General features: G+C 54.1%; 9 protein-coding genes. 7 read left to right on the top strand and 2 right to left on the bottom strand.

Translation table 11 applies throughout. The features are described from left to right. Positions 1-3: 3 nt before the first annotated feature. The 3 genes from FF011L_RS14340 (at position 4) to FF011L_RS14330 (ending at position 5,430) form a co-directional block, all read left to right on the top strand. Positions 4-1,464, top strand: a complete 1,461-nt coding sequence (locus FF011L_RS14340; protein ID WP_145352316.1) for a DUF1501 domain-containing protein — start codon at positions 4-6, stop codon at positions 1,462-1,464. A gap of 454 nt (positions 1,465-1,918) precedes the next feature. Beyond that, a complete protein-coding gene (locus FF011L_RS14335) occupies positions 1,919-4,063 on the top strand; it encodes a heavy metal translocating P-type ATPase (RefSeq protein WP_218932633.1) in 2,145 nt (714 codons plus the stop codon). Positions 4,064-4,134: 71 nt separating this feature from the next. Continuing rightward, positions 4,135-5,430 (top strand): right-handed parallel beta-helix repeat-containing protein, encoded by a 1,296-nt coding sequence (locus FF011L_RS14330; protein WP_145352314.1) that lies wholly within the window; start codon positions 4,135-4,137, stop codon positions 5,428-5,430. 25 nt (positions 5,431-5,455) lie between these two features. Here FF011L_RS14330 and FF011L_RS14325 read toward each other — a convergent pair whose 3' ends face one another. Continuing rightward, positions 5,456-5,941: a pyridoxamine 5'-phosphate oxidase family protein gene (locus tag FF011L_RS14325; protein ID WP_145352312.1), complete on the bottom strand. Its 486-nt coding sequence runs from the start codon at positions 5,939-5,941 to the stop codon at positions 5,456-5,458. Positions 5,942-6,462: 521 nt separating this feature from the next. After that, on the bottom strand, positions 6,463-7,197 hold the full coding sequence (locus FF011L_RS14320; protein ID WP_145352311.1) for a hypothetical protein: 735 nt from the start codon (positions 7,195-7,197) through the stop codon (positions 6,463-6,465). A gap of 203 nt (positions 7,198-7,400) precedes the next feature. On the opposite strand from FF011L_RS14320, the gene FF011L_RS14315 reads away from it, so the two are divergent. The 4 genes from FF011L_RS14315 (at position 7,401) to FF011L_RS14300 (ending at position 12,380) form a co-directional block, all read left to right on the top strand. After that, positions 7,401-8,243 (top strand): transglutaminase-like domain-containing protein, encoded by an 843-nt coding sequence (locus FF011L_RS14315; RefSeq protein ID WP_145352309.1) that lies wholly within the window; start codon positions 7,401-7,403, stop codon positions 8,241-8,243. 184 nt (positions 8,244-8,427) lie between these two features. Further along, entirely contained in the window at positions 8,428-9,507 is a 1,080-nt protein-coding gene (locus tag FF011L_RS14310; RefSeq protein ID WP_145352307.1) for a CNNM domain-containing protein, read from the top strand. 874 nt (positions 9,508-10,381) lie between these two features. Next, positions 10,382-11,863 (top strand): tetratricopeptide repeat protein, encoded by a 1,482-nt coding sequence (locus FF011L_RS14305; protein ID WP_145352305.1) that lies wholly within the window; start codon positions 10,382-10,384, stop codon positions 11,861-11,863. A 325-nt stretch (positions 11,864-12,188) separates the two neighbouring features. After that, positions 12,189-12,380, top strand: coding sequence for a YheU family protein (locus FF011L_RS14300; RefSeq protein WP_145352304.1), 192 nt, complete (start codon positions 12,189-12,191; stop codon positions 12,378-12,380). The last annotated feature ends 336 nt before the right edge of the window (positions 12,381-12,716 follow it).

Below are 12,716 nucleotides of genomic sequence, written 5' to 3'. Positions count from 1 at the left end.
ATCATGAATCCCATTGAAGAACGACAGCGAAGCGAACTGCGGCGTTCCTTTCTTGGCCGTACCGCATCCGGGATCGGAGCGGTTGCTCTGAACGCGCTGATGAATCCTGCTCTGTTGGCGGGCGATTCGAAATCGAACGCGTCAGCGCCGGGCGACGCAGCGGCATGGACTGGCGTTGTCAAACCACTCCACTTTCCGCCTCGTGTGAAAAGAGTGATTCATTTGTCGATGGCTGGTGGGGCTTCGCATCTGGAAACCTTTGATCACAAACCGAAGTTGGCGGAACTGGATGGCCAGCCGATGCCTAAATCGTTTACCGATGGTGAACAAATTGCTCAGTTGCAAGGGCAACGCGATAAACTGAAGGTAATGGGACCGCAGTTCGCATTCTCGAAACAGGGAAAATCGGGGATCGAAGTAAGCAGTGCCCTGCCCCACATGAGCAAGATCGTTGACGACATCTGTGTGATTAATTCGATGCACACCGATCAAATCAATCATGATCCTGCACATACTTTGATGAATACCGGGACCAGCATCCCAGGTCGACCTTCGATGGGATCGTGGCTTCAGTACGGTTTGGGTAGCGAAGCCGACAATTTGCCCGGGTATGTCGTCATGACCTCGGTTGGAGGTGGACAGTCGCAGCCGATCGCCTCACGTCAGTGGCATAGCGGATTCTTGCCCAGTCGCTTCCAAGGGGTGGAATTTCGTTCAAAGGGCGACCCCGTTCTGTATGTCGGAAACCCCAAGGGGATCGATAAGAAAAGGCAACGTGATGTGATCGACGCGGTCCAGCAATTAAACCGGATCGGCGATCAAACGTTTCACGATCCCGAAATCGCCACCCGGATCGCTCAGTATGAACTTGCATTTAAGATGCAAACATCGGTTCCTGAATTGATGGACGTATCGAACGAGCCGCAACATGTTTTGGACATGTACGGCACCGAGGGAGGCGATGGTAGCTTTGCCTCGAACTGCTTATTGGCCCGGCGACTTGCCGAACGAGGCGTCCGCTTTATCCAGTTGTATCATCGTGGTTGGGATCACCATGGCGGGATCAAATCGGGGCTCGCTGTGACCGCAAAATTGGTTGACCAAGGGACGGCTGCTTTGATGCAGGACCTACGGCGGAGAGGAATGCTGGAAGATACGTTGGTGATCTGGGGCGGCGAATTCGGCCGAACTCCGATGGCACAAGGATCGGGACGGGATCATCACATTCGTGGTTTCTCTACTTGGATGGCCGGTGGTGGGATTCAGGGTGGCAAGGTCTACGGGGCAACGGATGAACTGGGATACGCTGCGGTCGAAAATCCCGTCCATGTCAATGATCTGCATGCCACGCTGCTTTACATGTTTGGGATCGACCATCAACGCCTGACCTACCGCTTTCAAGGACGCGATTTCCGCTTGACCGATGTCGCAGGCAAAGTGGTTCACCCGATCTTCCGAGCCTAAAAAGTTGTTGGGACTTTGTCGGACGTAGAGGGATTTTTGTTTGCATGATTCGTGTGGACAGGAATGCCTGGTGAGGTTTGTAAATTCGGCCAATTTCCGGCGATCAAAGGTTGGGGCCCTGCAATTAAAACACCGTCACGCTTAGCGAAATGACTAAGCTATTTGCCGCCATGCCTCTGTTTGACGGCCCCCTCTTCTGGGACGTTTGGAAGGCTCGGTCTAAACGCACGACCGCTCTCGGGGATCGCGCTGTGGACCGGAATGTTAAGCTAGACTGTTGATGCCTAGGTGCGGACCGGATCGTTTCTACGGATAATGGTGAATATGCCTTGCGGCGGGAAAATTGCCAGTTCAAAACCCTCGATCAAGTGAGAGCCCGAATTCATTTGTCTATAAAATTTCATTCGATAGTTCGCGTTATTCAGACGGAATTCAGCATGGAGGTTCGCAGCTAATGAACGACACGAAAAACAGTTTGCTGGAACTACGTGTTACCGGAATGTGCTGCGTCGAAGAAGTTTCGATGCTGAAACGTGAACTTGTCCCGATGTTGGAGAGTGAAGAACAACTCCGGTTTGATCTGCTTGCGGGCAAACTGAGTGTCGACATGACTTCGACCGATGCATCGCCGGCGGACATGATCGCCGCCGTCAAACGGACGGGGATGAAAGCGGAATTCTGGAAAGACGAAAAATCGGCACAGCAAAATGCGTCGCTATGGCAACGCCACCAACGATCCATCCTTACCACGCTGAGTGGTCTGATGATCTTGGTGGGATTGGTACTGGAATTGGTTGTTTGGGCAGACGCCGAACAGACTCCGCTCCTTGCGATCGGTTTCTATCTATTTGCCGTCCTCAGTGGTTTGGTTCTTGTTCTTCCCAAAGCCTGGCGATCGCTCAGTGCACTCCGCCCGGATATGAATCTTCTGATGTCGGTTGCCGTGGTCGGGGCGATGCTGATCGGAGAATGGTTTGAAGCAGCGACGGTGGCGTTCTTGTTTTCGCTCTCCTTGCTGCTTGAATCTTGGAGCATCGGACGGGCCCGACGTGCTATTTCTGCACTGATGGATTTGACGCCATTGATCGCTCATCTTCGCTCAGAGGATGGGACCGTGAAAGACGTCGACCCAGCGACCGTCGCTGTCGGGTCGGTGCTCATGGTACGGTCTGGCGAAAAAATTCCCCTCGATGGTCATGTGATTCAAGGCGCCAGTGCAATCGATCAGTCACCCATTACCGGGGAGAGCATGCCTGTCGAGAAAACGGTCGACGATAAGGTTTTTGCTGGAACGATCAACGGCGATGGGTTGTTGACCATCGAAACGGAGAAAGCGGCCGAGGATACAACGCTGGCTCGCATCATCAAAATGGTCGACTCCGCCAGTTCGAACCGAGCCCCTTCGGAGCGTTGGGTCGAAAAGTTTGCCTCGATCTATACCCCCGTCGTCATGGCTACGGCGTTTGCCATTCTTGTCATTCCGCCGTTGCTGTTTGCTGGCGAATGGTCGGAGTGGCTCTATCGGGCTCTCGTTTTGCTGGTCATTGCTTGCCCTTGTGCGCTGGTTATTTCGACGCCCGTCAGTGTGGTTGCAGCTCTGGCTTCGGCGGCTAGGCATGGGGTGCTGATTAAAGGGGGCGGTTTCGTCGAAGTTCCCGCATCCCTGCGGGCTGTTGCGATGGATAAAACAGGGACGCTGACCCACGGGCAGCCGAAAGTCATGGACGTGATCCCGATGGGCGGCCATGATTCGGCGAAGTTGTTGTCTCTGGCCGGAGCTTTGGAGGCGAACAGCAATCACCCGTTGGCACGTGCCATCGTCGCCGAAGCCGAAAGCCGCGGCTTGAAGTTTGATGCTGCCGACGATTTGGCAACGATTCCCGGTAAAGGAGTAGCGGGGACGATCGAAGGCGAAGAATACTGGCTTGGTTCGCCTCGGTTTCTGGAAAGCCATGATCTGGATAACACGGACGTCCGGTCGCACTTGGAAACGATGCAAATGAAAGGACGCTCGGTTGTGTTGGTCGGCACCGGTGAGCACGTTTGTGGAATCCTCTCGCTGGCCGATACGGTTCGCGACGAAACGATTGAGGCCATCCGAAGCCTACACGCCGTAGGGATTGAACATGTTGTGATGTTGACCGGAGACAATTTGGGGACCGCCAACGCTATCGCTGCGGAGGCAGGTATTGACGAAGTGCACGCGGAACTGCTGCCCGAGGATAAAGTTGCCGCAGTGGAACAATTGGTAGCCCAGTACGGTCAGGTCGCGATGATCGGGGACGGTGTCAACGATGCGCCAGCGCTCGCCCGGTCTTCCCTTGGCATCGCCATGGGGGCAGCGGGTACGGATGCGGCGATCGAGATCGCCGATGTCGCCCTGATGTCGGATGACCTTTCCAAACTTCCCTGGTTGGTACAGCACTCACGCCGGACGCTCCGAATCATCCGCCAGAACATTGGTTTTTCGCTTGGCATCAAACTGCTGTTTGTGATTTTGACGTTTTTCGGGTTTTCAAGCCTCTGGGCCGCGATCGCTGCGGATATGGGCACATCCTTTCTGGTCATTGCAAACGGTCTGCGACTGCTAAGGAACTAAGACCTGCCCGTTCGGATGCAGGATAGGCCTGTCATTCTTCGTGTTGCTTTTCTGCCGACTGAAACCAAACCATGAAATCGATTTTGTTTGTTCTTTCCTGGCTATCGATTGTTTTGGTGACTCCGTCGGGTCTTTTCGCCCAAGAACCGGGGAAACCTTGTTCGGTCGCCGATTATCCTTCGATTCAAGCCGCCGTCGACGATAATCCGGGCCGGCCGATTTACATTCCCGCCGGCGATCATCTGCTTTCCGAATCCGTGACGATTTCAACGGACGGAACCGAATTGTTTGGCCACGGTCGTTTGATCCAGCAAAACCCGAACGCCGCGGTTGTACGGTTTTTGGATGCAGATCACGTGACGATTCGCGGAGTGACTTTGACGCGGTCCGAGGGGAAGGAAGAGGCCACAAGTGAAGCGTTGCGTTTTAATAACGCGTCGTTCGTTCGAATCGACGAAGTGCAAGTCATCAACAACCGCGCGAAAGATGGCGCCATCACCGTTACCGACAGCTCCCACGTAACGATTCGTGATTGTTTGGTTCAGAACTACAGTCGAATTACCGTCGACGATCGAACTCAGGCGAACGATGGGAAGAAATACGGATACGCCTTTAACTGCATCGATGGGACAGGTATTTCGGTCTCCAAATGCAGCGATGTGTTGATCGAAGGGAATCGCGTCATTGAGCAGTTTTTAAGAGCCACGCCAGAGATGAAGCAGCAGTATCAACTGGGAACGTTTGTCAAACAGAATGAACTTGCCGGCACGCTGGTTTCCAAACAGACATGGGAGTCGAAGTACGTCAATAATTGGCACCAAGGGTCCGCAATCATTGTTTCTTCTCCGACCGAGACGCAGCATGTGCGATTGCTAAACAACCACATCGAAAACGCGGCTCAGGGAATCGATATTCACGCCGACCATGTCACGGTTCAAGGAAATATCGTGGTGAATGCCTTCATCGGTATGAAGGCAATGCATGGATCTCGTTATACCCTGATCACCGGGAACCAGTTTTCCAAATCGGTACTCTGGGCGATAGGTTTGATGCCAGGTGCCGCGTCGGAGCGGGGGAATGAAGATGGCGACAGTATCATCGCAAACAACATTATTTCCGAATTCGGTTACGGGGACGCGGCATGGATCTGGCCCCACGATGAGCACGCCTGTTTCCCGATCCGTCTGGATCGCGGGCAGGAACCGGATGACCCTCCGTTGAAAAACGTCATCATCACCGGAAACATCATTTCCGAAACCCGCGGCAATTCGGCCTCGCCCGTTCCACCCCGCTACAAAATGCCCATTCTAATGGAGCAGGGAACCAACGGGCCCAAGGAAATCATCATCACCAACAACCACTTCTAAAAATGAAGTCTGTTGGCCTCTGGCGTTACTGCATCGTAACGGATGCGTTCATCGCTTCGTCTTTTTCAGGTGGCTTTCCCTGGATGTAAGCTTTACCCGCTTTGATCATGTACTGGATGCCGCTGAACCCACTATTGTCCCAGTATTCGCCACGTTCTGGGGTAACCTTTATCAGCGTGATCGATGGATCGTTTTTTCCTTTGGGGAACCAAACCTTCCATGCTTCACTCCACAGTTCATTGATCTTCGCAGGATCATCGACCAACGATGCTTTACCGGTGATCGACACGAACCTGCTGGATCCTTGCATCGTGATGGCAACCTCGCTGTCCAGCACCATTTCGGCAACTTTTCCTGAATGACGATCGGTGACGAACCAGAGTTCCCCTGAATCGGTCAGGTCGGCGACGGCCATCGGGCGTCCTTCTAGTTTCCCGTCAACGGTGTTCGTGACCAACATCGCCGTGTCGAAATGTTCCATAAGACTGACAAGTTTCTCGTGCGATTCCATTTCTTGCTCCTAAGGGTTTGGTCAATTGATTTGGGTTTCAGTTAATTACAAATTCGTACTGGAAGGTAGTGCGAACGCTGTGCCATCCTTCAGGGAAACCCATTCCCCAGGTCCGTCGTCAAGGGACGTGCGATTAACGAGTGGGCGGTTGCCCAGCGGACTGCATTGGTGTGGCAAGAGACCAAAATTCCAACCCGCTGCGTAAGCCAGGGACCGGGAATACGGTCGGCTATCCCTCGCTTACCGGCTTCGTTGATTTAGTGATTGTCGCCTTATCGTCCCGAGCAAAGGGCTGCTCACCTTTCACCGTTTTCGATTAAGTCGACAGGCCGTTTCGCAGCCGATTGGGGTTCTGGCGGTCTGCGAGGCGACTCGCAACGATATTTATCGTAAGTCCCTCGACGCGTTTCCCATTGTCCGATGACCGCGCACACTGCTCGCTTTGAAGCCACAAACATTGCTTTTCAGGATCAAACCGAGCGGGCGTCTGCGCCGAAGTCCAATCGTTGAGTGACGTTGGGTTATGGATGAACGTTCTTCCTTAAGTCCTGAATTGCTTCGTCAAAACGGTGATCGAATTCAGCGAAAAGAGCAAGAGTTTCTGATCGTTTGAGAACCGATTGGACTTTATTTGCACTCGCCTCGATTGCCGGGATCGATTCCGTCTGCTCAACTGCCTCTTCGTTGTGAGCGAAGACCTTTTGGGCTCCGGAAACCGCCGCAGCTTTCCATTGGTCGACGGTTCCGAGCGCGTCGGACATCGCGGCCCTTAGTGTTCGCCAGTCCATTTGAGCGTACGCGATTTCAAATGCCGTCCGCATCTGCATGGCACGCGACGGTAGCCCGTCCTCTTTCAGCGTTGTTTTGCTCAGCCAACCTGTTTCCAAGTAGCGGTCTAAAGTGCGTCCGATAAGCACCGTACGCATGATCTCCAGTGGAACGCCGCGAACGGAGGTAAAGATCGTCACAATCTTGCGAATTGGAAATAGCAACAGCTTTAACGGTGCGCGAACCACCATTCCCAAGCAGCCGCCTAGGCACCCGCTGTCGGTCGAGTAGAACGATGCTAGGTCCTCGGACGTCAAGGAGGATCGATGAGCGACAAGCGTTTGCTGGACCACAAATCGGCGGCATCGCTTCTGTACCTGTTCATCGACGAACGGTATTGGGACGAACCGAGCCCCGGCGGAGATGATCCCGGCGATGACCCATTGATGGACAAGCCAAGAAGAAGAGCTGGCGGATTCGTCATTCATGTCTGAAAGTTTCGATACACTGAAGGAAGCAGGCTGTGGGAAACTGAAAACGTGGGATTGGCACAGGATGTGCGTCGTTCCAGTCGTCTAGCAGAATGAACAGAGCAAGATGTGTGCCGAAGGTGGGAACCTAAATCCATTCAGTACGCCGTTATTCGCCGAACGGCCCATTTCAAATTTTTCCAGGACGTTAAGGGCTATCCATGAACCAGATCCAAGTTGGTTGCCGTATCGGCTACCAAGTCAATTCGCCGACCACGTTTCTTTTTAATATATCCGTCACGCAGAATGAGCATCAGCAGACGGTTTCTGAATCGCTCGAAGTCGAACCGTTTCATCAGTTCGAAGAATGCGCGGTCAGTCCGCTTGGCAACCGTTTAGTAAGGCTCTCCGTTCCACCAGGGCCGCTGACGGTCAACTATCGCGCGACCGTCAACATGAATGCCCAGCAGGCCGATGCAACGGAGGTTGGTGAAACTCCGTATGAACAACTCCCGGCAGACGTTCTGACTTATCTGAATCCGAGCCGGTACGCCGAATCGGACAAGTTATTACGGTTTGCGATGGATCAGTTCGGAACGTTGCTTCCCGGCTATTCCCGCGTGACGGCGATCTGCAATTGGACTTTCAATGAACTGGCCTATCTGCCTGGCAGCACGGGGCCCACGACGACAGCATGCGATGTGCTGGAGCAAAAATCAGGCGTCTGCCGCGATTTCGCGCACGTGGCGATCAGCCTCTGTCGCGCCATGGGGATTCCCGCTAGGTACGTTGCCGGATACGCGGTCAATCTGAACCCACCCGACTTTCACGGTTTCTTTGAAGCCTATTTGGATGGACGCTGGTTTTTGTTCGATGCAACTCGGTTGGCCCCGGTCGGCGGGTTCGTGCGAATTGGGACCGGACGAGATGCGGCGGACGTCGCGTTTAGCACGATCCGTGGGGACGCAGAGGGTACGCAGTTGGAGGTCTGGGCGAATGAGCAAGAATCAAACGACCAACTGCTAGATCCTGGTAATGTCAGTACCGCCGTCAGTTCAGCTTGACCATTCCAAGCTCCCTTGCGGGCCCGGCAATCGACCATCATTTGACGCCGTGGATTCAACTTTTCATCGCCGTTGATTCGCCTCCAATCGCATGGGAACTTTGGAAGCGGGTGACTAGCGTGGTGGGGACGGTGAGAATTCTCTAAACTGCGTGAATTCTGCGATTCCCCAATGGATTTTCCTTATGGATTATGTGCTGCTATTCACCTATCTAGCTGTCGCGATAGGGTTTTCGTTTCTTTGTTCGATTGCCGAAGCGGTTTTGCTTTCGATAACTCCCAGCTACATCGCGCATCTGCGGAAGGAAACGACAGCATCCGCTCAGCGAATCGTCGCTCTGAAAGCGAATATTGATCGCCCTCTGTCGGCTATCCTCAGTCTGAATACCATCGCCCATACCGTTGGTGCTGCTGGCGTCGGCGCCCAAGCTGCCTCGATGTGGGGGGATAACTATGTAGGCTTGATCAGTGCGGTACTGACGTTGCTGATTCTGGTGTTAAGTGAGATCATCCCGAAAACGATTGGGGCACTGCACTGGCGGCGATTGGCTGGCGTGGTCTCGATCTTTGTCCGCTGGCTTATTGTGCTGATGTTTCCCCTGGTCTGGATGTCGGAGATTCTGACGAAGTGGTTGGCCGGAGACCAATCGCAGAAATTGGTGACTCGGGCTGAAATCGCTGCGGTTGCAGAACTTGGCACCAGTGAGGGGCTGCTAAAGAAGAATGAGTCACGCATCTTAAGGAACCTTCTGACGCTTGAATCGATCACCGTGGAGGACGTGATGACGCCAGCCTCCGTGGTGATTTCGCTGGAGAAATCAAAGACGCTTGCGGATATCAGTTCGGAAATCGCTTCAGTCCCTGTTTCCCGAATCCCTTTGTACGATCAGCGTCGCGACGCAATTTCTGGTTTTGTGTTGAAAAATGAATTGTTGACCGCAATCGCTGCGGGGAAAATGGACCAACCGCTTGAGTCGTTTTCTCGCGAAATTCTTGCGGTCCACGAAGATGATAGTATCACAGCCGTTTTTGATACGCTGCTAAACGCTCGCGCTCATATCGCGATAGTGATGGATCGTTTTGGAGGCGTCGAAGGAATCGTCACGCTGGAAGACGTTCTGGAAACCCTGCTAGGTTTGGAGATTGTCGATGAGGAGGATGTGACGGTCGACATGCAGATGCTTGCCCGAGAGCGATGGAAGTCCCGTTTGGAAAAGCAAGGAATCAAAACAGATTCAATCCCAGACGCTCCGAAGAGCGATTGATTCGCTGCCTTGCCTTGTCAGCGGGTTGGCGGCGGTCTTGAGGGCCTGGTGGTAGGTGCGTCGCGCCTGCTGGTTGCCGAAAGGGTTCCGTTTCCGTGCTTGCGACCAATGCCATCAATTTTCTTAGCGGAACGGCGCAAGCCGTCCGGCAATCGCTTCTGAAGCACGGCGTATGGGCCGGAGGGCTCGCGCCCTGCCGCTAAGAAGGTTGCTGACTCGTTGCGGCCGTCTTCTTAGCGGAACGGCGCAAGCCGTCCGGCAATCGCTTCTGAAACGTTGCGTATGGGCCGGAGGGCTCGCGCCCTGCCGCTAAGAAGGTTGCTGACTTGTTGCGGCCGTCTTCTTAGCGGAACGGCGCAAGCCGTCCGGCAATCGCTTTTGAAGCACTGCGTATGGGCCGGAGGGCTCGCGCCCTGCCGCTAAGAAGGTTGCTGACTTGTTGCGGCCGTCTTCTTAGCGGAACGGCGCAAGCCGTCCGGCAATCGCTTCTGAAACGTTGCGTATGGGCCGGAGGGCTCGCGCCCTGCCGCTAAGAAGGTTGCTGACTTGTTGCGGCCGTCTTCTTAGCGGAACGGCGCAAGCCGTCCGGCAATCGCTTCTGAAGCACGGCGTATGGGCCGGAGGGCTCGCGCCTAATGCCGCAGTCTGGTAAACGAGGGATTGCGGACCGGGTTTTCGGTCGCTCGCTGACGCTGCGGATTGGGATTTTCTGATGTATTGCCGTACAATAGCAACCCGCTCAGGAACGGTCACTTTTATCATTCACGTTCCCCGCGAAAGCAAAGCCCGCAAACACTACTTTCGCGTCGTGGAAGACGATACTATCCATTTCGGTCAACCAAATTTCACACCTCGCTCCGCGAAAGATAAGATCATGATCAACCGTCTGCACCATTGCCGGGTTCTCGGCCTGGTATCTTTGATCGCGTGCGGTTTTGGGCTGCCCGCGAACTCGCTGCTCAACTGCAGCGGTCAAGATGGATTGAAGCAGCTCGCAACGGATGCCGAAGCACAGCCGGCGGGGCCGACCAAGGAAGTTCTTATCGACACCTTGAACAAGGTCTTTGGACTATTGGAACAGGAGGATTATGTTTCCGCGTCCGAATACTTCGTGCTACCTCCGAATTTCCGCCCGGAAATGCTCGACGGGTTTATCAAACGAAGTGAAATTTCGCAGACCGGAATCGATGTGTTAACGAAGGACGCTGCGTTTGGTAACGCCACGCAGTCTTTCGGAGCTGAACGAGCTGCGAATCACGCGGATCGCGCCAACGTTGATATTACGCAGTGTTATGGTTTTTATCACACCACTGATGAAGCGACCGCGGAGGTGATGGCCCTTTGGGACGGTTCCAGATTTAAGATTATGCGGTTAGATGACGTCGGGAAACTATCGGCGACCAGCGCCCCGGCGGCTGCATCGGCAAAGGGCGAGTTAAAAGCATTGCCAAAGATGGCTTCCAATCTGACCGAAAAGGATCCCGCTCCGGTACCTGCCGTCGATCTGGCAGCTATCGCTCAGCGGCTGCCTGATTTGGAGGCCGCCACCACCGCGAACCCTCTGGATGCTGGTGCTCGAGCAAACTTTGCTATGGCGCTATATCAAATCGGAAATTATCCGCGCGCCTGGACCCAGTTGCGCGTTGCGGTAAAGGTGGATCCGAAACATGCAGGCGCCGCGATGGGGCTGGCTGCACTGTTTCATAAATTTGAATCGATGGGCGTCTTTACGGTGGGAGTTCCTCCAGAAACCGTGACCGGTTTGCTGGGCGAACCCGATCAGATCGTCGATTTGGGGGACGACCGCAAACGGTATGTTTATGCGTTCTATGCTGTTGATTTCCAAGCAGGACGAATCCATGAAACCATCGATTTGCGAAACGCAACCGAGGCTATGTTTCGACCGACAGAAATTGTTTCTGTTGATTTGGATGGCCGTGGATGGCGATGCGGGATTCGCAACAAAGCGGACGGTCAAGTCACCGCTCGCTATTATTTGCCGGGAGAAATGATTTCCAATTGGACGGAGCAGGTCGAAGTCCAAAGGATCCTTGGAGCCGCAAACATCGGGACAAGCAAAGAGATCGCCGCAAAATTTGTGGCTCAAGTGAAAGCGGCTCAACCGAAAATGGAGCATCAGATTTTGGACGTCCAGGACGACTCTGTGATCGTTGCCCTTGAACTACCGGGCAGTCCTCAGTTTGCCAAGCGTCATCAATTGGTGCGATTGTTTCGGGCAGACAACGATGTCCACCGCTTGGCCTATTCTGTGAAGGTCGACCAGCCATCCGAGGAAACTCAAAAGAAGTGGCTCGCGATCATGAAAGCGGCAAAGCTGGAAAGGGTTGGCGAATAGATGAAGACATCGATCGTTCGATATCTTAAAGCGGCTAAGCGTGGCCTCCGCCGGGTTTGCCCGCGATCGGAGCAACTGCGGGCAACTAACGAAACGCCAACCACGAGAGGACCACGTCGCGTTTCGGATCGTGGTAGCTTTCAGTCGCTTGCTTAGCGTCCCACCCCGCCGGGATGAAACGCCAGGACGACTCGCGGGAGGAACTTGGAACAGAATGTTCGCTTGTTGCGAACGGTACGCTGTCAATGGTTTAGCGATTGAAGGATAGGCCAATCTGGTCGATGCAATCGAGCCACCTACTCTTCGTATATGGGAATCGATCCGGATGAGAATTCCACATGACGCGCTTCAGCCCGATACCCTTGCCGCGGTCGTTCAAGAGTTTGTGACTCGGGACGGGACGGATCATAGTTCGGTGGAGCAACGCGTCGCCGCGGTGATGCGGCAACTTGTCAGCGGCGACGTCGAAATCAATTTCGATCCAGAAACCGAGACGTGCAATATCGTCCGAGTGTAGATTGGAACTTCTTCGTTTCAGTCGAATTGATCGTTGCAAACCAATGTTCCGCCCTTTCGTTTTCGACAACGGTTTCCGTTGGATCATCCAACCCCAGGCCGATGGCACTAGGGTCTGCAAGAGGTTTCCTCCGAATGGTGGCGGCTGCGGCATCCTCCAACCGAAAGTTTGTAGGTGCCGCAGGGCTGACCGCTAGGCGCCCTTAGCCTTTTTGTCGTTCTTCGCTTTTCGTTTCTCCTTCGGGGTGAGCAACGCCTTCTTCTGTTGTTCTTTCTTGCCCTTGTCTTTACTTCCCTTGTCACCCATCGGTCTCTCCTCGGTTAATAGCGAACGAAA

It is taken from the genome of Roseimaritima multifibrata (assembly GCF_007741495.1).
Classification (GTDB): Bacteria; Planctomycetota; Planctomycetia; order Pirellulales; family Pirellulaceae; genus Roseimaritima; species Roseimaritima multifibrata.
The sequence above is the reverse complement of the archived record's forward strand: the minus strand, read 5'-3'. Positions and strand labels throughout refer to the sequence as shown.